Origin of the sequence: Cysteiniphilum sp. QT6929 (assembly GCF_030035755.1) — a bacterium.
Lineage (GTDB): Bacteria > Pseudomonadota > Gammaproteobacteria > Francisellales > Francisellaceae > Caedibacter > Caedibacter litoralis.
This window is the reverse complement of the sequence record NZ_CP103983.1, coordinates 2,420,535-2,440,816: the sequence shown is the minus strand read 5'-3', so window position 1 is coordinate 2,440,816 and position 20,282 is coordinate 2,420,535. Positions and strand designations below refer to the sequence as shown.

The 20,282-nt window shown below is 40.0% G+C and carries 17 protein-coding genes; 8 read left to right on the top strand and 9 right to left on the bottom strand.

The genetic code is table 11. From position 1 onward, the window contains the following. Positions 1–21: 21 nt before the first annotated feature. The 6 genes from pyk to NYP54_RS10645 all read right to left on the bottom strand — a co-directional run bounded on the left by pyk (position 22) and on the right by NYP54_RS10645 (position 7,502). On the bottom strand, positions 22–1,455 hold the full coding sequence (gene pyk / locus NYP54_RS10670) for a pyruvate kinase (RefSeq protein WP_283156487.1): 1,434 nt from the start codon (positions 1,453–1,455) through the stop codon (positions 22–24). Then, the gene (locus NYP54_RS10665; RefSeq protein ID WP_283156486.1) at positions 1,452–2,639 is read right to left on the bottom strand and encodes a phosphoglycerate kinase; all 1,188 of its coding nucleotides are present in this window, start codon (positions 2,637–2,639) and stop codon (positions 1,452–1,454) included. The genes pyk and NYP54_RS10665 overlap by 4 nt, the downstream gene beginning before the upstream one ends. A gap of 58 nt (positions 2,640–2,697) precedes the next feature. Next, positions 2,698–3,711, bottom strand: a complete 1,014-nt coding sequence (gene gap, locus NYP54_RS10660) for a type I glyceraldehyde-3-phosphate dehydrogenase (protein WP_283156485.1) — start codon at positions 3,709–3,711, stop codon at positions 2,698–2,700. Between the two features lie 37 nt (positions 3,712–3,748). Beyond that, a complete protein-coding gene (gene tkt, locus NYP54_RS10655) occupies positions 3,749–5,764 on the bottom strand; it encodes a transketolase (protein ID WP_283156484.1) in 2,016 nt (671 codons plus the stop codon). Between the two features lie 77 nt (positions 5,765–5,841). Then, a complete protein-coding gene (folP, locus tag NYP54_RS10650) occupies positions 5,842–7,149 on the bottom strand; it encodes a dihydropteroate synthase (RefSeq protein WP_283156483.1) in 1,308 nt (435 codons plus the stop codon). Beyond that, a complete protein-coding gene (locus tag NYP54_RS10645) occupies positions 7,137–7,502 on the bottom strand; it encodes a dihydroneopterin aldolase (protein ID WP_283156482.1) in 366 nt (121 codons plus the stop codon). Before NYP54_RS10645 ends, folP begins: the two co-directional genes overlap by 13 nt. A 157-nt stretch (positions 7,503–7,659) precedes the next feature. Here NYP54_RS10645 and dacB point away from each other — a divergent pair, with 157 nt between their 5' ends. Further along, positions 7,660–9,069, top strand: a complete 1,410-nt coding sequence (gene dacB / locus NYP54_RS10640) for a D-alanyl-D-alanine carboxypeptidase/D-alanyl-D-alanine-endopeptidase (RefSeq protein WP_283156481.1) — start codon at positions 7,660–7,662, stop codon at positions 9,067–9,069. Between the two features lie 176 nt (positions 9,070–9,245). Here the strand turns inward: dacB and gltS are convergent, their stop codons facing one another. Further along, positions 9,246–10,442, bottom strand: a complete 1,197-nt coding sequence (gltS, locus tag NYP54_RS10635) for a sodium/glutamate symporter (RefSeq protein ID WP_157968304.1) — start codon at positions 10,440–10,442, stop codon at positions 9,246–9,248. 162 nt (positions 10,443–10,604) lie between these two features. Between gltS and dusA the strand changes: the two genes are divergently transcribed. Next, positions 10,605–11,582: a tRNA dihydrouridine(20/20a) synthase DusA gene (gene dusA, locus NYP54_RS10630; protein ID WP_283156480.1), complete on the top strand. Its 978-nt coding sequence runs from the start codon at positions 10,605–10,607 to the stop codon at positions 11,580–11,582. 57 nt (positions 11,583–11,639) lie between these two features. Next, a complete protein-coding gene (locus tag NYP54_RS10625; protein WP_283156479.1) occupies positions 11,640–13,211 on the top strand; it encodes an ATP-binding protein in 1,572 nt (523 codons plus the stop codon). An 85-nt stretch (positions 13,212–13,296) separates the two neighbouring features. Here the strand turns inward: NYP54_RS10625 and kdsA are convergent, their stop codons facing one another. Both kdsA and NYP54_RS10615 read right to left on the bottom strand, forming a co-directional pair. Beyond that, positions 13,297–14,130: a 3-deoxy-8-phosphooctulonate synthase gene (gene kdsA, locus NYP54_RS10620; RefSeq protein ID WP_117003416.1), complete on the bottom strand. Its 834-nt coding sequence runs from the start codon at positions 14,128–14,130 to the stop codon at positions 13,297–13,299. Between the two features lie 79 nt (positions 14,131–14,209). After that, entirely contained in the window at positions 14,210–14,935 is a 726-nt protein-coding gene (locus NYP54_RS10615; RefSeq protein WP_283156478.1) for a response regulator transcription factor, read from the bottom strand. Between the two features lie 367 nt (positions 14,936–15,302). Between NYP54_RS10615 and acpP the strand changes: the two genes are divergently transcribed. The 5 genes from acpP to NYP54_RS10590 all read left to right on the top strand — a co-directional run bounded on the left by acpP (position 15,303) and on the right by NYP54_RS10590 (position 20,249). Next, positions 15,303–15,539 carry an acyl carrier protein gene (acpP, locus tag NYP54_RS10610; RefSeq protein WP_117003414.1) on the top strand — a complete coding sequence of 79 codons (237 nt, stop codon included), beginning with the start codon at positions 15,303–15,305 and terminating at the stop codon, positions 15,537–15,539. Positions 15,540–15,881: 342 nt separating this feature from the next. Next, positions 15,882–17,135 carry a beta-ketoacyl-ACP synthase II gene (gene fabF, locus NYP54_RS10605; RefSeq protein WP_117003413.1) on the top strand — a complete coding sequence of 418 codons (1,254 nt, stop codon included), beginning with the start codon at positions 15,882–15,884 and terminating at the stop codon, positions 17,133–17,135. Between the two features lie 89 nt (positions 17,136–17,224). Then, positions 17,225–17,944, top strand: a complete 720-nt coding sequence (locus NYP54_RS10600; protein ID WP_283157534.1) for a TVP38/TMEM64 family protein — start codon at positions 17,225–17,227, stop codon at positions 17,942–17,944. Positions 17,945–17,946: 2 nt separating this feature from the next. Beyond that, positions 17,947–19,380 carry an FAD-dependent oxidoreductase gene (locus NYP54_RS10595; RefSeq protein ID WP_283156477.1) on the top strand — a complete coding sequence of 478 codons (1,434 nt, stop codon included), beginning with the start codon at positions 17,947–17,949 and terminating at the stop codon, positions 19,378–19,380. Beyond that, positions 19,377–20,249, top strand: a complete 873-nt coding sequence (locus NYP54_RS10590) for an IS982 family transposase (RefSeq protein WP_283155809.1) — start codon at positions 19,377–19,379, stop codon at positions 20,247–20,249. Before NYP54_RS10595 ends, NYP54_RS10590 begins: the two co-directional genes overlap by 4 nt. Positions 20,250–20,282: the final 33 nt, after the last annotated feature.

Here is a 20,282-nt window from a genome sequence, read left to right as displayed (position 1 = left end):
AAAATGCGTAACTCCAATTATTTATACCACATTACCGGCTTGAATAACCTTAATCTTATTGGTGCCGCCATGAACACCCATGTGATCACCACTGGTTAATACCATCCACTCACCCGCCTTGACAATACCACGCTTTTCAAGCTCAAGCGATGCCTCACGGTTCACATAAAAGCGCGCCATACGTGTTGAGTCAAACTCAATCGGTACAACCCCACGATAAAGCGTCATTTTGCCCAAAGTCATGCGATTACGTGATAACGCATAAATCGGTAGATGAGTATTAATACGTGACATCCATAACGCAGTAGAGCCTGACTCAGTTAATGAAATAATCGCTTTAGCATCGACATGATTTGCTAAATACACAGCAGCACTCGCTACTGCTTCATCGACACGATCATGGTGACGCGTCACATTATCCTTAGAGACGATATGCACTAAGTTGCTATTCTCAGCCGCTTCACACACCCGTGACATTGCAGCAACTGTTTCAACAGGATAATCTCCTGCTGCGGATTCGGCTGATAACATAACCACATCAGTACCATCTAATACCGCATTAGCAACATCAGACACTTCAGCACGTGTCGGTGTTGAGCTTGTAATCATCGATTCCATCATTTGCGTTGCCGTAATGACCACTTTATCCAATTCACGCGTTAAGCGGATAATCATCTTTTGAGCCGCTGGCACATTCTCGTCGCCGATCTCAACGGCTAAATCACCACGAGCGACCATTATCGCATCGGATGCTTTGATGATTTCTTCGATATTAGCAACAGCTTCAGTGCGCTCAACCTTAGCAACAACACCTGCTTCTGAGCCTGATTCTAGCAATAACTTACGCGCATACTCCATATCTTTGGCATCACGTGGAAAAGAAACTGCCACATAATCCACCTCAAGTGCTGCAGCGGTTTTGATATCTTCTTTGTCTTTTTCAGTCAATGCTGGTGCGGTTAAGCCGCCACCTTTTTTGTTAATGCCTTTATTATTAGAAAGCTTGCCACCCACAGTGACTTTACAATGCACTTTAGCACCTTCAACTTTGGCAACCGTTAACACAATTTTGCCATCATCTAACAGTAGGACATCCCCTTTTTTAACATCATTTGGCAGCTCTTTATAATCAATACCAACTGATTTCTCATCTCCTGCTGCCTTATCCATTTCAGCATCAAGGATAAATGTGTCACCATTTTTTAAGATCACTTTGCCATCTTTAAACTTAGCCACACGAATCTTAGGACCTTGTAAATCCGCTAAAATACCGATATAAACGCCTTTTTCTTTGGCAACTTCACGAATCAGTTGCACACGTTTACGATGATCATCCGCCGTACCGTGTGAGAAATTACAACGTACCGCATTTAATCCGGCATCGACCATTTTACTTAGCACTTCTTTGGATTCGCTCGCAGGACCTATGGTTGCTAAGATTTTCGTCCTTCTCATGCTTTCACCTCTTGTGCACGTTCACATAACACTTCAACACCAGGCAAGGTTTTGCCCTCAATAAACTCTAAAAAGGCACCCCCTGCGGTTGAAATATACGATACTTTATCTTTGATATTAAACTTCTCAATCGCAGCAATGGTATCGCCACCTCCTGCAACTGAAAAAGCATCTGAATCGGCAATTGCCTTGGCAATCGCTTTGGTCCCTGCTTCAAACTCTGGAAACTCAAATACACCTACTGGACCATTCCATAAAATGGTTTTGGCTTTAGCAATTGTTGTTGCGAGTTTTATCTCTGTCAAAGGACCGATATCTAAAATCATATCATCCGGTTCAATCGATTCGATGGTTTTAATTTGAGCTTTAGCCTCTTCGCTAAAGCTTTTTGCAACTCGCACATCAATAGGTAATGGAATATCAGCCCCCTTTGCGCGCGCCTTGTCGATCAAGGCACGTGCCGTATCAACAAGATCTGCTTCTATCAATGACTTGCCGACATTAAAGCCTGCCGCAACTAAGAACGTATTAGCAATACCACCACCAACAATCAATTGATCAACCTGATCAATTAAATTCTCAAGCACGGTTAATTTAGTTGATACTTTTGACCCACCAACAATTGCTGCTAATGGCTTTTGTGGATTTTTTAGTACTGCTTTAAGTGCGTTTAATTCCTCAGTTAATAAAAGACCAGCACAGGCAACTGGTGCGTATTTGGCGACACCATAAGTCGAGGCTTGCGCTCTGTGCGCTGTTGCAAAGGCATCCATCACGAAGACATCACATAAACTCGCAAGCTTCCGTGATAATGCGTCATCTGATTTTTTCTCGCCCTTGTTAAAGCGTACATTTTCACAGATCACCACATCACCTGCATTAACGTTAACACCAGAGAGATAGTCTTTGATAAGATTTACCGACTGACCTAGCTTTTGTGTTAGGCATTCCGCTACGGGTTTTAGTGAGTATTCTTCATTATACTCACCTTCCTCAGGACGCCCTAAGTGTGACATCAATATCACACTGGCACCTTGATTTAATGCATATTTAATGGTTGGTAATGCGGCATCAATGCGCACGAAACTGGTGACTTTACCATCTTTAACTGGCACGTTGAAATCAACGCGCATCAGTACTTTTTTGCCCTTTAACGGCACATCGGTTATTGATAAAAAGTTCATTATTAATCCTTAAAAACAAAAAAGGCGCCTTCACGCCTTAAATACTTTTTTACTTCTTTTACTTAGCTGCAAACCACGCTTTAGTGGTTCTTAGCATCTGATTTGAGAAGCCCCACTCATTGTCATACCAAGAAAGGACTTTAACTAGATTGCCAATCACACGCGTTTGTGTGGCATCAAAGATCGATGGATGAGGGTTATGGTTAAAGTCCATAGATACCAACGGCTCAGTATTGTAACCTAACACACCTTTTAAATTACCTGCTTCAGAAGCGGCTTTTAATAAACCATTAACTTCTTCCACAGAAGTGTGCTTTTTAGCAGTGAATGTCAAATCAACTACTGATACGTTAATCGTTGGCACACGCATTGCAAAACCATCTAAACGCCCTTTAAGATCAGGCAACACCAAACCTACTGCAGCAGCGGCTCCCGTTTTGGTTGGGATCATATTGTGTGCTGCAGCGCGTGCACGATGCAAATCACTGTGGTAGCTATCAACGATTTTCTGATCATTAGTATAAGCATGAATGGTTGTCATCAAACCTTCTTGAATACCAATGCTATCATTTAACACTTTGGCTACAGGTGCCAAACAGTTTGTCGTGCACGACGCATTAGAAATAACCGTCATATCCGAGGTTAATACATTGTGATTGACACCATAAACAATCGTTGCATCAACGTCCTTGCCACCAGGTGCTGAGATAACAACCTTTTTAGCACCCGCTTGGATATGCGCGCCACACTTCTCTTTTGATGTGAATAAACCAGTACATTCAAAGACCACATCGATATCCAACGCTTTCCATGGTAAATCAGCTGGGTTACGCTCAGCTAAGATTTTAATTCGATCGTTATTGATCACCATTTCGTTATTTTGTAAAGAAACATCTGCATGGAAGCGCCCGTGTGTTGTATCATACTTTGTCAAATGAACATTAACCTCAGGGCTGCCTAAATCATTAATGGCAACGATTTTAAACTCGTTTGTTAAACCAGCTTCATAAATCGCACGTAATACACAGCGACCGATGCGACCATAACCATTAATTGCAATTTTAATTGCCATCTTTTATTTCTCCTTTTTTAAACTAGCCGTATATGGCTTATAAACTTTCAACCGTTGTTTTAGATAGAAGCGTTTTGGCTTTAGCCACAGCGTTTTGTGCGGTTAAACCAAATGCCTCATATAATTTTTCAGCCGGTGCTGATTCACCAAAGTGATTTAAGCTAATCACATCTCCACCTGTCTTTGGCAATAAACGATACCATAAATCACCTTGTGCCGCCTCCATGACTACTGCAGGAATATTTTGTTTTATCACGAATTGTTGATATACATCATCTTGTTGCATGAATTTCTCAACGCAAGGCATAGACACAACGTTTACAGCAATGCCTTCTTTAGCTAATATTTCCGCCGCATCACACATGATACTTACTTCAGAACCTGTAGCAATCAAGGTAATCTCAGCATTTTGGGTTTCTTTTAATAAATAACCACCCTTTTTCACCAGTTGTGCTTGGCTATTACTTGCCACTAAAGTTGGTAGGTTTTGACGAGAAAGTGCCAATAATGATGGTGTGCTTTGCTCTTCAACCGCACACTGCCATGCAATCGCTGTTTCAACAACATCTGCTGGACGCCACACATTTAAATTAGGCATCACACGCAAGCTTGGTACGTGTTCAATTGGCTGATGTGTTGGACCATCTTCGCCCAAACCAATTGAGTCATGTGTCATCACATAAACTACTGGTTGCTTCATAATCGCACTCATACGAATGGCGTTTCGTGCGTAATCACTAAACACTAAGAAAGTACCACCATACGGTCTAAAGCCACCATAAAGCGACATACCATTCATCATTGCTGCCATGCCAAACTCACGCACACCATAAGATAAGTAGTTGGCATGCTTTTCATGATTGTTAAGCCATTTGCTGCCCGACCAGTTGGTTAGGTTGGAGCCTGTTAAATCTGCTGAGCCACCAAACATATCCGGCAATACTTTACAGATTTCTTCTAATGCCATCTGTGATGCTTTGCGCGTTGCTACTATTGGCTTGTCATTAAGTAGCTTATTGATATAGTCATTTATCAATCCAGCAAAGTCTTGCGGTAAGCTTTTGCTTAAGCGCGCATTTAATTCATTAAACTCATTAGGATATGCTTTTTGATATTCAGCGAACTGTTCATTCCAGCTCTGCTCAAGTGTTGAACCCTTTTCGGTACCTGACCAATCTGCATAAATATCACTTGGAATCTCAAAAGGTGCATGATGCCAATCAAGCGCTTTACGAGTATTGGCAATTTCCTCATCGCCCAAAGGTGCACCGTGCACACTATGGCTACCTGCTTTATTTGGTGAACCTTGACCAATCTTGGTTTTGCAACAAATCAATGTGGGCTTTGAGCTTTCCGCTTGTGCCTTAGCAATGGCAGCATCAATGGCGTCAAAATCATGACCATCGACATGCCTAATAACCTGCCAACCATAAGCTTCATAACGCTTAGCAACATCTTCTGTAAACCAACCTTGAACGTCACCATCGATCGAAATACTATTATCATCCCAAAAAGCGATTAGTTTGCCTAATTTCAACGTGCCCGCTAAAGAGCTTACTTCATGTGATACGCCTTCCATCAAACAGCCATCACCCATAAATACATAGGTAAAGTGATTGATAATCTCATGTGCCGGTTGATTATAGCTATCGGCTAATAGCTTTTCTGCCAGTGCCATACCAACGGCGTTTGCAATACCTTGCCCCAAAGGACCGGTTGTTGTCTCAATACCTGGCGCGTAACCATACTCAGGATGCCCTGGGGTTTTTGAGTGTAATTGTCTGAAATTCTTTAAATCATCAATTGATAAGTCATAACCTGTCAAATGCAATAAAGAATACAACAACATTGAGCCATGACCATTTGATAACACAAAACGATCGCGATTAAGCCAATGTGGGTTTTTAGGGTTATGTTTTAGATATTTACGCCACAGTACTGTCGCGATATCTGCCATGCCCATCGGCATACCTGGGTGTCCTGATTTTGCTTTCTGTACAGCGTCCATTGAGAGAAAACGAATAGCATTTGCAAGAGTTATGTTTGAATTCATCTGCCTTCCAAAAGTTAATAATGTTTGCGGGCAAAAGTGTAACATAACTATTTGCTAAATGCAGTGACCTTCCGTCATTAAATATGCTTCGCTATCGCGGTTAATCGAACATTATGCACGCGCAGATAATCAACACCTTTTTTTATCAAATCACGAGAAATCATTGCTGTAGCCAGATCCTTTTCGGCATTGTCTTTGGTTGCAACATATGGCATGACAGATGATTTACGTGAATGTCCGACGAGTATTTTAACACCAAGAGACTCTTTAATTTCAGCAACGCCATCAAGTAGTTGTTGTGCTTGATAGGCTGTTTTACCAAAACCAATACCCATATCAAAAATGAGTCTTTCCTTGCGTATGCCCGCATCTAAAAGTATTTGTATCTTTTCTTTAGCAAAAGCAATAACCTCAGATACTGGATCACTATCACCTGACAAATACTTACCACCAGCAACACCTAATTGATGCATAAAAACATAGTCAATATTTTTGTCTTTGATTAAGGCAGCAATGAGATTTGCTTCAACCCCATAAATATCATTAATGATATTGACACAACTGTAATTCAACGCCTTTGCTACCACCTCAGCATGATAAGTATCAATACTAACCTTAAGATCTAAAGGTAACACGTGCGCATTCACCAATGACTCGACAATCTCTAAATAAGGCTTTAATCTCTGCCAATACACCTCTGCAGTTATTGGCTTTACACCCGGCTTGGTGCTCTCAGCGCCTAAATCAATCACTTGAGCACCCTCATTAACAAGCTCAATAATATATTGTTCAAACTGCTCAAGTGGTATTACCTCTTCACCTTGTTGCGAGAAAGAATCACTCGACAAATTGACAATCGCCATAATTTGACTACCTGCTAAGGTAAAGGGTGCTAACTCAAGCATTGGCATTTTTTTTATATTTTTTATATATTGATACAGATCACCCGAATACTGAGGATGGCGCCAACAAGGATAAACATCCAACAAAGGTTTTAACGCAAAGTTACGTTTCAATAATTCCTTATGCGGAATCGTTAAATACTCATTTTGATAGCTTAAATCTTCATAGCACAAAATATCAATATCGATTTCACGTGGCGACCAAAAGGCATGCTCAGGGTCTCGCCCTAGCGTTGTTTCGATTCTTTTTATTTCACTTAACAGCGCATCAGGCGCTAAATCCGTCTGTACCAAAACGGCTAAATTATAATAATCAATATCCCAACTTGGTGGTGCATTAGCTGGCAAAAGCGCTTTAGTTTGATAGATGGGTGAGATTTTTTGCACCTGACCAATACGCTTTGCAATCCAATCAACCGCTTGACGCAAGTTTGATAACTTATGACCAACATTGCTGCCTAGCCCCAAGACTACCTCGCACATACATACTCCACACAAAAGCTTGCCAATGCGACATTATCTAGCGGCGGCTTTTTATGTAACTCAAGATAAATATCCACTTTATATGCTTCGAGCATCTTTTTTAGCGCGTCAAGCAGTGATTGCGCTAAATGCTCGATTAATTGATAGCGCTTTTGTCGTGCAGTTTTTAACAATAATTCATTGATACTTGCATAGCAAATCGTCTCGTTAAGATCATCACTGACACATCCTACTGGTGCTTTATGATAACTAATGATCAGATCTAATTTAACTTGCTGCAATTGTTCTTGCTCAAAATCATAGACACCCAGATAGACATCCAAGATGACTTCAGTGAGTTTCAGTTTATACATAATATACCACCTAAAGACGTCAAAAATCTCTTCGACACGTAATACCGCAAAATTAATTTACAAACGGTATATGCCAATTCAGTAATGACATTCGCTTCCAAAAGTTGGTATTATCGACGACATCGTTAAAAATCGATAGTTTTAAATAGCGTTCACTGTGAAAAAATTTATTTTACTAGGTTATGCTTTAATAAGCACCATTACGTTTGCGCATGCTTCCGTGCGCAGTGAGATTCAAACACTAGTTAAGATGTACCGCTTATCTGACGTCTCTATCGGCATTGCCGTTGAGCGTGTTAATTCAGAGCAGCTACTCTATCAATATGCTAAAGACCGTCCCTTCACACCTGCAAGTAACAACAAAGTTTTTACAGCAGTTGCTGCGTTAACGGCACTGCCAAAGAGTTTTCAGTTCACAACCTCTGTTTTTTATAAAAAATCACAATATAAAAATGGTACCTTAAATGGCAACCTGTACATTGAGTTTACCGGTGATCCAAGTCTCACCGGTGCCGCGTTATATAATCTGATCTCACAAACCAAACAACATGGTATCAAGCGCATCAATGGTGATGTGGTGTTAATAGCCAATCACTTCTCTGGCGATTATGTGCCTAACGGCTGGTCCAAGAATGACACCCCTTACTGCTTCGCTGCACCTGCGTCAAGCTTAAATATGAATAAAAATTGTTTTGTGATTAAGCTTATCAACACAAGTGGCACAAATACCAAAGTCAAAGAACTTTCTAATACCAGTAATATTACGATTAACAATACAACTCGATTAGCTACAGCTCAGGATCGTGGCAAATGCAAGTTTGACATTGACATGACTCGAAACAATGTTCTTAATCTTTCAGGCTGTATTCCAGCAAAAGCAGAAACTTACCTTAATCTTGCGATTGCTAACCCCGCCTTAAAAACCAAGCAAACGATTGATGATTTCATCTCACAAGTTGGCATCAAACACCGTGGAAATACTTTATTTGGCAAATTACCTAGTAAGTCAAGCTTAATTGAAGTTGCGAGTACCTCATCCGACTCTATAGATGCCTTACTTACGCATATGCTATTGAAGTCTGATAACTTATATGCCGAAAGTTTTATGCGTACCATTGGTTATACACAAGCAGGTCAAGGCAGTAATGATGCTGGTACCAAAGCTGTTGAATCCCTTATCCGCAAAACATATAAAGTGGATACTGGAGAGCTGCACATGGAAGATGGTTCAGGTCTTTCCAAGCTTGATTCGGTAACCCCTCAGTTTATGGTCAGTTTATTAACCAATGTCTATAACAGCAGCATTGGCAAACGCCTATATAGTGCATTGCCTAGCTCTGGTGAAGACGGAACATTGGCTTATCGCATGGGTGGTAAGCTACAAGGTCGCGTTCATGCCAAAACTGGTACATTAGCAGGTGTCTCAACGCTTTCTGGCTATCTTTTAACAAAACGTAATCACCTATTGAGTTTCTCGATTATGATAAATGATCTGACGCGTTCACAGCGCATTAAAGCGCGCATGCTTGAAGATGGCATTATTAAAGTGTTTTATGAGAATCTTTAAAACTGAAAACTCCCCAAAAAACTAACAGTATGAATTTGCTAAGCCTACCATCCATGGTTATGGATTGCCTGCTTCCTGCGGCAATGACGTCATTGTCGATAGGGAAGTCGACAATCCAGTTTGCCAGGATGGCGACCTTTAAAACTTGACTATATAAAAAATAGGAAGTTTTCAGTTTAAAAGATATTTAAAAATGCCGTAATCATTCCGGCATTAAAGAAGTCAATCAATACAGAGCCGACAATTGGCACCACAAAAAACGCCTGTGGTGCTGGGCGATTTTTAGCAACAAAAGCATCCATATTGGCAATCGCATTTGGTGTTGCACCCATTCCTAATCCAACTGTTCCGCAAGTCATGACAACCGCATCATAGCTTTTGCCTAATAATTTATAAATCACAAAAATGGCAAATAGCACCATTAATACGACTTGCGCAAGTAAGATCACTAACATTGGAATCGCTAAGTTCACAAGTGCCAATAGCTTCATTTGCATCAATGCCATCGATAAGAAAATAGAAAGTGAAATAGCACCCAGCACTTGTAACTCAGTGTGACTAATCTCATACCAATCGGTCATATCTGAGCAGTTACGCAAAATAGCTGCTGCCAACATCGCACCAATATAATCCGGTAAAATAATATTAAGTGACTTAAACCACGCCGAAAAAATACTGCCAAAACCAATGGCTAACGCAATCATAATCACTGCATTGAAGATACCCTCTTGAGAAATCTTACTTGGTTTATGTAGTTGCAGTTTTTTTAGACTTTCCGCATCCATTTTTGCACCCGTGACTTCTGGCTTATATTTACGCATCAGAAACTTTGCCACAGGTCCTCCCGATAAACTGCCTGCAATCAGTCCTACCGTCGCCGCCGCCGCCGTAATCGTTGCTGCATTTTGCAAACCAAAGTCATTTTGTAAAGTCCCCGCAAACGCCAATCCTGTACCATGCCCACCGATCATCGTAATCGAGCTATTAGCCAAGCCAAAAGCTGTCGGCATATCAAGCAACATCGCCAATGACACACCTAGGCTATTTTGTAAAACAACCAACAAGCACATACAGGCAAATAGGATCAATACCGCCTTGCCACCAATAAACAAAAAGCGCAAACTTGCGGCAAAACCAATCGTTGCAAAGAATATCAACATGAAATATTGTTGAGCTGATGCATCAAAATTGATATGCATATAATCAAAATAACTAAGTACTGCGACCAATATTGAAAACAGCAACCCACCAACAACGGGGGCAGGTATAAAAAAACGACTTAATATATTCACACGCTTTTGAATAAAGATCCCAACCAATAGCACTAAAATAGCAATGGCAACCGTTAATAAATTATTGACTTGTAGTAGCATTTCGCCCCCCTTTATCATTTCCCATTTTTCCCAAACGCATCGAGCATATAAAATACAATTTGATAAAACCAGTCTTTATGGCAAATAAATCGCCAATTTCATTTACAATTACACGGAATGTTTTACCATAGCCTCCTTAAGTTTTGAATAAATAGAATACCGATGACACAACCACTTAATCGCACCCTTTGTATCGCCCCAATGATTGATTGGACAGATAGGCATTATCGTTATTTAATGCGGCTAATCACCAAAAAAACCATGCTTTACACCGAGATGATTACAGCTAATGCAATCATTCATGGACCGCGTGCGCGCTTATTGCAGTACTCGCCAGAGGAAAATCCACTGACATTACAATTAGGTGGTAACAACCCAGATGATCTTATCTTTTGCGCCAAACTTGCTGAAGACTTAGGTTATAGCGAGATCAATCTAAATGTCGGCTGCCCTAGTGATCGCGTCTCACGTGGTGATTTTGGATTATCATTAATGTATAAGCCTGAGCTCGTTGCGGAGTGTGTTAACGCCTTAAAGCAAGCGCTTAACATCCCGATTTCAGTAAAATGCCGCATTGGCGTTGACGATAGAGATAGCTTTGAAGAGCTTACACACTTTATCCAAGGTATTGTTGATGCTAAGGCTGATTTTATATGTATTCATGCGCGAAAAGGCTGGTTAAATGGCTTAAGCCCCAAAGAAAATCGTACAATCCCGCCCTTACAATATGACACGGTTTATCAAATTAAAAAATTATTTCCCAAGCAGTTAATGGGCATTAATGGTGGTATAACAACCTTAGATGACATCAACCAGCATTTACAATATGTGGATAGCGTGATGATTGGGCGCGAAGCTTACCACAACCCGATGTTATTTAAAGATGTTGATCAGCTTTTTTATAATGAGAAAAGTCATGACATCACCCCTTTTGACGTTGCTGAGCGTTTAATTCCCTATATTGAAGCAGAACTAAAGTCTCCTGATCGCAAGCTTAATCATATTACGCGTCATACGCTTAATTTATTTAATAGTTACCCTAACGCTCGTCTTTATCGCCGATTTTTAAGTGAGCATGCCACACATCCCGAGGCAGGCGTTCATACCTTTAAAGAAGCATTGAGCTATGTCAAAGGTTAAAACTGATTGTAATGGTGCTATACTCTGGGACATTGACAAAAGTTTAAGTGCCGCACGATGAAAACACTTCCTATTGGAATCTCAGGATTTGAGAAAATAATCGCTGATGAGTGCCTCTATGTGGATAAAACCAAACACATCTATAACCTACTCCAGCGAGGTGGCGGTTATTACTTCCTTTCGCGCCCGCGACGTTTTGGCAAGTCATTACTAATTGACACACTTAAACAGGCATTTCTCGGCAATAAGCAATTATTTACTGGTCTATTTTTGGAACATCATTGGAATTGGGACGTGAAACACCCTGTGATTCATTTTAATTTTGGCTCAAGCTCAAGTTTTAATAGCATTGAGCGCTTTTTTGCTGATGTGCATGAGACTTTAGATATCTTTGCAAAAACCTATGAAATTACACTAATTCAAACAGATTATGGTGCCAAATTTGGTGAGCTCATTAGACGGCTACACGAGAAGACACGCTTAAGAGTCGTGATTCTAATCGATGAATACGACAAACCCATCTTAGATCATATTGATGACAAAGCACAAGCCAGACTCATGCGCGATATCTTAGGTGGGTTATATGCCTATATCAAAAAGCATGACAGTGATGTTCATTTTGCCTTATTAACAGGCGTATCACGCTTTAGCAAAGTCAGTTTATTTAGTGATTTAAACAATCTCAATGATATCACACTTGACCCTAACTACGCCGATATCTGCGGTTATACACAAACCGAATTAGAACATTATTTTAATCCTTACTTTGAACAAAAAGATATTGATTATCCCTTACTGAAAAAATGGTATAACGGTTATAACTTTGCTGGAAACGAATCACAAAAAGTCTACAACCCATTTGATATTTTACTTTTTATCAATAAAGGTTTTCGCTATCAAAACTATTGGTTTGAAACAGCAACGCCAAGCTTTCTAATCAAAGCTATTGAAAAAAATCATTACTTCATCCCTGATTTAGAAGATATTGTCGTGAGCGAGACGATGCTTTCAAAATTTGACATCGATAGCATGCCTGTTGAAACTCTGCTATTTCAAACCGGTTACCTGACAATTAAAGAAATTACCATGCGCGGCAATCGTATGGCTTACCGCTTAAGCTACCCCAACTATGAAGTTAAATGCAGTTTAAATGAGAGCCTTGCCGTCATCGCTTCAAATGAAAGTGCTAAAAATCAGGTGATTGATCACTTAGTTAATGCCTTTGAGCAGAATGACTTTAAACGCCTTGCAGTGATCCTAAGCAGCCATTTTGCATCCATCCCACATGACTGGTATCGCAATAATAACATTCACCACTATGAAGGATTCTATGCCAGTATTGTTTATAGCTTTATTGTGGCACTTGGCTATGACGTTATTCCTGAGGACACAACCAATCATGGGCGTATTGACCTTAGTTTGATCATGCATGATAAGATCATTATTATTGAGTTTAAGTTAAACAAATATGGAAGTGCTGAAGATGCATTAAAACAAATTAAAGCCAAAGACTATGCCAAAAAATACGTTCAAGACCCTCGAAAAATTTATCTCTTAGGCATTAGTTTTGATGCTGAAAACAAAAATGTTGCTGACATTGCTTTTGAGCAATATCGTTCATCATCTTAACAGCTAACAGTAGCAAATTAATATTGGCAAGGATTAAAGGAAGCGACAGCTGAATGATTTTTTTATGCACAATCAGCTATGTTGATTAAAGTGTGTTTTCTAATAGGGGTTGTGATTTAACAATGCGATCAATCTGTTGAAGCTGCATTAATAATGACTTCATTTTTTGAATTGGCAACGCATTTGGTCCATCACTTAAGGCCTTGGCTGGATCTGGATGTGTTTCCATAAATATGCCTGAAATCCCAGCTGCGACTGCCGCACGCGCTAGTACTGGCACAAATTCACGTTGCCCGCCTGAGACATTACCCTGCCCACCTGGCAACTGCACTGAATGTGTCGCATCATAAACAACAGGACAGCCTGTCTCACGCATAACCGCTAATGAACGCATATCTGAAACCAGATTGTTATAACCAAAGCTTGCCCCTCTTTCGCATGCCATCACTTGCTTGTTCCCCGTTGATTTGGCTTTCTCCATCACCTGCTTCATATCCCAAGGTGCCAAGAACTGCCCCTTTTTAATATTAACGGGCAAGCCTTGCTCGCATACGCGTACGATAAAGTTTGTCTGACGACACAAAAAAGCTGGCGTTTGCAATACATCAACAACACTAGCAACTTCAGCTAATGGCGTATCTTCATGCACATCAGTTAGTATCGGAACATTAATTTCTTTTTTTACTTTTTGCAAAATCTCAAGCCCTTTGTCAATTCCAGGACCTCTAAAGCTATTAATCGATGAGCGATTCGCTTTATCAAAAGAAGATTTATAAATAAACGAAATACCTAATTCGTCGGTTAACTCTTTGAGATAACCTGCTGTATCCATGGCTAGTGCTTCTGATTCAATAACACAAGGTCCAGCAATTAAAAAAAATGGCTTATCCATTCCCACTTCAAAGTCTAATAATTTCATCATATGATCCAATTTGGCTAAAACTTGAAGTAGTTTAATGCGCGAGAACTTAAATAGAAAGGGCTTTCACAGGATTAATTTACGATGCAATCACCTGAACATCCGCCAAAAATTTATAACCTTTATAGCGAATCGATTGAATCAAATCTTTACCGATCTTATTGCGTAAGCGATAGACATAAACATTAATCGCTTGTAATGACGCATCATCGGCATGACTCTCCAAAGCTTTGTGGATCTGCTCACGCGTGATAATCCGCTCAGCATTCGCGCAAAACAAACTCAATAGCTTCACCTCATACTCAGTCAAATTGAGTTTTTTGTTAATATTATTTTTATCAACCAGATTAAGAGTTGACGGTTCAAAATGCCAACGATCAAATCGGTAGTTTATTTGATCTTCTTGTGTTGATTGAGACAATGCGATTTGTGTCTTGCGACTGCGGCGCAAAATTGCTTCCATGCGCAATAATAATTCTTTTGGATCAAATGGCTTTGCCAGAAAGTCATCGATTCCAAGCTCAAAACTACGTATTAGATTGGCTTGGCTATCATGTGCCGTCACCATCAAAATCGGAACTTGTGATTTTTGGCGCACTTTTTGACATAGACTATGTCCTGTTAAATCTGGCAGTTGATAATCCAAAATAATTAAGCTTGGGATTTTCTGACTCAAATACTCAAGCATCGCCTTGCCATTGTATGCACTGTGCGTCATATAGCCCTTCGACTGCAAAATACTTTCAATCAGCTCGCAAATAACCGGCTCATCATCAACAATTAATATTTCATTTACATCCAGCATCGCACTTGAGTTCCATGGTTATTATTTCCTTGATAAGGAAAGTATAGACCAACAATATACTGATTCAATTATAAATAGCGGACTTTCTAGGTTGATTTTTTTGTGCTTTGCCGCAGAAATCATAATTAGGTTAGCGATGATGCAAAGCAATATCCTTTATTCTTACGCTGCAACGATAACAGCCAAGTTGATAACTAGCAGAGATATCTGCTCAATAAATAGTAAGCCCCGCCAGTTTTAGCAGAATTTTGTTGTAAGTTTATTGCAAATAAGTCACATTTCACTACAATGTCTACTCGGTTGGCAGATGCCATAAATTTAAAGACAGTTTTATAAATATTAATAAGTAAAAACTTAAGGAAACAAAATGAGCGCAATTCAAGAAAAAGTAAACGCTATCATCGTTGAACAATTAGGTGTTAAGCCTGAAGATGTAAAAGCAGAAGCATCTTTTATCGATGATTTAGGCGCTGACTCTCTTGACACTGTTGAATTAGTCATGGCTTTAGAAGAAGAATTTGACACTGAGATTCCAGATGAAGAAGCTGAAAAAATCAAGACTGTGCAAGACGTTTACACTTACATCGAAGCACACAACAAATAATCACTCATCGCTTCTTTAAAGTAACTGATGAATTTATGAGAAATCAGCATTAGTCGCAAGGTTAATGCTGATTTTTTATTTGTATAACCATACCGCTTGTAAATCATTTTGCGGTGTTTAATATCGAAGAAGTTTTTGATACTTTTGGGTGATTGGATTGCAGGTAATAGCAGCCCTTGACGGAGTCTTTGGGCGCTCATTTGCTAAAACAATGAAACTATTCATTGTTTCTTAACGCATTCGCTATTAGCAAAACCCAACCATTCAAAAGTATGAGAAATTCAATGATAAAAATTTTGCAAAATGGTTTGCGAGCGGTATAAACATTTGGATAATGAAATCATGAAATCAGCAAGACGCGTTGTCATTACTGGACTTGGTGCATTAAGCCCGCTTGGTAATGATGTCAAAAGCACATGGGATGCGATTTTAAAAGGTCAAAGCGGTATTACACAATTACCTGAATTTGATCTCGAGCACGGACCTTCTATTTCTGAGTTTAAGGTCACCATTGGTGGCACCATTAAAAACTTCGATCCTTTAGCACATTTTGATAAGAAAGAAATCAAAAAATACGACCCCTTCATGCAGTATGGTCTTGTGGCTGCCGAAGAAGCATGGCAAGACGCCGGTATTACAGTAACTGATGAGAATTGCCGCCGCATCGGTGTATCGATGTCTTCAGGCATTGGTGGACTCGGTGAGCTTGAGGCAACACGTGTTGTTATCGATACCAAAGGCCCTAAGCGTATCTCCCCTTTTTGTATCCCAGCAACGATTATTAATCTGATTTCTGGTAATTTCTCGATTAAGCACAATTTAAGAGGTCCAAATACCGCAATCGTTACTGCTTGTACAACGGGTGCACACAATATCGGTATGGCAGCACGTATGATCGCTTATGGCGATGCTGATGTGATGATTGCCGGTGGTGCTGATAAAGCCAATACTGCTATTGGAATCGGTGGATTTGCGGCAGCTCGTGCGTTATCTGAGCGCAACCATGATCCAAAAGGCGCATCACGCCCATGGGATAAAGATCGTGATGGTTTTGTGCTATCTAATGGTGCAGCGGCTGTTGTATTAGAAGAATACGAGCACGCTAAAAAGCGAGGTGCTAAAATTTATGGTGAGCTTATTGGTTATGCCATGAATGCTGATGCATTTCACATCACCAGCCCAAGTGGCGAAGGTGGCTATGAGTGTATGCAATTAGCCCTTGAAGATGCAGGTATCAATGCTGATCAAGTGCAATATATCAATGCGCATGGCACATCAACGCCAGCTGGTGATGTTAAAGAAAGCCAAGCAGCTGAAAAGCTTATGGGTAATCATGCTAAAAATATCGTCATGAGCTCAACCAAATCAATGACTGGACATATGCTAGGAGCAGCTGGCGCGATTGAAGCCATCTTCTCGTTACTTGCTATTCGTGATCAGGTCGCACCGCCAACGATCAATCTTGATAACGTTGATGAGGGCTGTAACCTAGATTATGCAGCACACCAAGCAAAACCAATGAAAATTGACATTGCCATGTCTAATTCATTTGGTTTTGGCGGCACCAATGGCACGCTTGTGTTTAAGAAAATCTAAAACAGACACACCAAACATATCTACTGGATTTATTTTTTATCTGCTATCCTCTACGCACCTTCAGACAATGACATGGAGAGTGATTGCAGATGTCCTTAAAGCGTTTGTTTCCTATTATCCTTTTAATTATCGGTTTAATCATCTTTTTTGCTTTAGGTGGCGAGCATTATCTGTCCCTTGAGACCTTAGCGATGCATTATCAAAACTTACAAGCGTTTACCCAGCAACACTATTTTCTAAGTGTGCTTATTTTTATGCTCAGCTATATCATTATCGTTGCGTTTTCAATCCCAGGAGCGACGATTATGACACTGTTAGGAGGGTTTCTTTTTGGTGTTTTCTTTGGCGCTATTTGGACCATTCTTGCTGCTACTATTGGTGCAACGATTACCTACTTAGCCGTACGTATGGCGTTTGCTGAAAGTTTAAAACATAAAGCTTCGGGCAGTATTGCCAAAATGCGCGATGGCTTTCAAAAAAATGAGTTTAATTATTTATTGTTTTTAAGGCTCTTACCTATCTTCCCATTTTTTATTATCAATATTGCCGCGGGAGTCTTAGGCGTGAGTCTACGCCATTTTTTTATAGGCACATTACTAGGTATCATCCCTGGCACCTTTATTTATGCTTGGGTTGGCAGTGGTCTTGGTTTTGCGCTTGAACAAGGACATGTGCTTAATCTTAAAATCATTTTCTCGCCACAAATACTATTACCCATCTGTGCCTTGGCATTATTATCTTTAGTGCCGATTATTTATAAAAAACTCAAAAACAGCCGCACGCTACAAGATAACCCACATAAGGAGTGATTATGTCAAATACTCAACATTTAAAACCATTAACATGTGATATTTGCATTATTGGTGCTGGATCTGGTGGTCTCTCAGTGGCCGCAGCAGCTCAGCAGATGGGTGCAAATGTCATATTATGCGAGGGTAATAAAATGGGTGGAGATTGCCTAAACTCAGGTTGCGTGCCATCAAAGGCTTTGATTGAAGCATCGCGCAGCATGGCACATATCATGAAAGCTCAGCAATTCGGCATTGACAGGCAAACAGTTATTGATTTTAAGGCAATACACCAACATATCCATCGCGTGATTGAAACGATTGCGCCGCATGACTCTATCGAACGTTTTGAATCATTAGGCGTGAAAGTTATCTCAGCCTATGCACACTTTATTAACTGCAAAACCATTCAAGCAGGTGAGCATCTTATTCATGCCAAATATATTGTCATAGCCACTGGTTCGCGTGCCCGCATTTTGCCTATTTCTGGACTCAGTCAGATTGATTATCTTACTAACGAGACCATTTTTGATCTTAGCGAAAAACCTGAACATCTTGTAATCGTTGGCGGCGGTCCCATTGGTTGCGAGATCGCCCAAAGTTACGCACTTTTAGGCACTAAAGTCACTTTACTTGAAGCTAGCACTGAAATCCTAGGAGCTGCCGATAGAGATTGTAAAACCGTTGTTATCAAAGCATTTAATGATCTTAAGATCAATGTCATTACTGAGGTCAAAATTGATAGCTTTAGCCAAGATAGTGACGGATTAAAATACATTCACTATCAACACGACAATCATCATCTTAAACTCACCGCATCCCATGTATTGATTGCTACTGGTCGCACCCCCAATATTGAAAAGCTGCATCTTGATCAAGCCAACATCAATCACACAGTGCGTGGCATCACTGTTGATGCACGCTTACGCACCAATCATAAGCATATCTACGCCATTGGTGATATTGCGAGTCCTTTACAATTCACACACATGGCAAGCTATCACGCTGGTATTGTCATTCAAAACATATTATTCAAACTACCAGCAAAAGTTGATTACTCAAGCTTCCCTTGGGTTGTCTATACCACACCAGAGATCGCGCACACTGGTCTTGCAATTCAAGAAGCACAACAGCAAAACTTTCAGATTTTAACACTCAGTTTTAAAGACAATGATCGCGCGCAAGCATCACTTGCAACTGACGGGATGATTAAAGTTGCCGTTAGTCATAAAGGTCAGATCTTAGGTGTCTCAATTGTGGGTGAAAACGCCGGTGAGCTCATCTCACCATGGACATTGGCAATCAAAAACAACTTACGGATTAAACATATGGCAAGCCTTATTACCCCCTACCCGACTTTAAGTGAACCTGAGTTCGGAATTAAAATCCTTGATTTAAAAGGGTTTTATGGTGTTAAAATAAGTAATTCTTATGGTAATTTCTCAAGATCAACATGATAGAACTACTTATTTCAACATTTTGCCGCATAGACGACTTTTGCATTATCTATGAAAAGCAACTTAAACTCAAACAAATTGGCATGGATAGAAACAGAAAATATGGCAAAGCGCAACAGTTAGCAGTGAGTGAAATTATGACAATTCTTATTATGTTTCAGATAACTCAATATCGCAATTTCAAAACATATTACAACGAGTTTATCAAAGTTTATTGGCATGAATATTTTCCTCAAGCGCCATCGTATAATCGCTTTGTAGAGCTGATGAGTCAAGCGATTTTACCGTTGTCTTACTTTTTAACTTATCATCAAGGTGAGCGCACTGGTATTTATTATGTTGATGCAACAAAACTGCCAGTTTGTCATAACTTACGCGAGAAAAATCATAAGGTTTTTGAGGGACTAGCAGGTAAAAGCAAAACGAGTACAGGTTGGTTTTTTGGGCTGAAATTGCATCTTGTGGTTAATAATCTTTGTGAGCTTGTTAGCATTCGAGTCACTCGTGGCAACACTGATGATAGGACGCCATTGTTGGATATGTGTAAGGAACTTCAAGGGATGATTTTTGGCGATCGTGGTTATGTATCCAAAGCCAAAGCAGAATGCCTTGCAGAGCAAGGGCTTAAATTGATTACTACGCTCAAAAAGAATATGAAAAAGCTATTTAGGACTCCACAGGAAAAGCAATTGTTACGGCATAGAGGTATGATTGAAACTCTATTTGATCATTTGAAAAATAGTTTAATGTTGTGGCATACAAGGCATCGCTCACCTGTAAATGCATGCACACATTTGATGGCATGCTTAGCTGCATGGGTTATCGATCCTATCTCTATTGTGGGCCAGAAAAGATTGAGTGTTTTATGAACCGTAATTCCGAACTGAGGTTAAGTGAAATCA

Bases quoted from the DNA above. Each gene is read 5' to 3' on its own strand.
- pyk (WP_283156487.1), bottom strand. From the start codon at position 1,455: ATGAGAAGGACGAAAATCTTAGCAACCATAGGTCCTGCGAGCGAATCC.
- NYP54_RS10665 (WP_283156486.1), bottom strand. From the start codon at position 2,639: ATGAACTTTTTATCAATAACCGATGTGCCGTTAAAGGGCAAAAAAGTA.
- gap (WP_283156485.1), bottom strand. From the start codon at position 3,711: ATGGCAATTAAAATTGCAATTAATGGTTATGGTCGCATCGGTCGCTGT.
- tkt (WP_283156484.1), bottom strand. From the start codon at position 5,764: ATGAATTCAAACATAACTCTTGCAAATGCTATTCGTTTTCTCTCAATG.
- folP (WP_283156483.1), bottom strand. From the start codon at position 7,149: ATGTGCGAGGTAGTCTTGGGGCTAGGCAGCAATGTTGGTCATAAGTTA.
- NYP54_RS10645 (WP_283156482.1), bottom strand. From the start codon at position 7,502: ATGTATAAACTGAAACTCACTGAAGTCATCTTGGATGTCTATCTGGGT.
- gltS (WP_157968304.1), bottom strand. From the start codon at position 10,442: ATGCTACTACAAGTCAATAATTTATTAACGGTTGCCATTGCTATTTTA.
- dusA (WP_283156480.1), top strand. From the start codon at position 10,605: ATGACACAACCACTTAATCGCACCCTTTGTATCGCCCCAATGATTGAT.
- NYP54_RS10625 (WP_283156479.1), top strand. From the start codon at position 11,640: ATGAAAACACTTCCTATTGGAATCTCAGGATTTGAGAAAATAATCGCT.
- kdsA (WP_117003416.1), bottom strand. From the start codon at position 14,130: ATGAAATTATTAGACTTTGAAGTGGGAATGGATAAGCCATTTTTTTTA.
- NYP54_RS10615 (WP_283156478.1), bottom strand. From the start codon at position 14,935: ATGCTGGATGTAAATGAAATATTAATTGTTGATGATGAGCCGGTTATT.
- acpP (WP_117003414.1), top strand. From the start codon at position 15,303: ATGAGCGCAATTCAAGAAAAAGTAAACGCTATCATCGTTGAACAATTA.
- fabF (WP_117003413.1), top strand. From the start codon at position 15,882: ATGAAATCAGCAAGACGCGTTGTCATTACTGGACTTGGTGCATTAAGC.
- NYP54_RS10600 (WP_283157534.1), top strand. From the start codon at position 17,225: ATGTCCTTAAAGCGTTTGTTTCCTATTATCCTTTTAATTATCGGTTTA.
- NYP54_RS10595 (WP_283156477.1), top strand. From the start codon at position 17,947: ATGTCAAATACTCAACATTTAAAACCATTAACATGTGATATTTGCATT.
- NYP54_RS10590 (WP_283155809.1), top strand. From the start codon at position 19,377: ATGATAGAACTACTTATTTCAACATTTTGCCGCATAGACGACTTTTGC.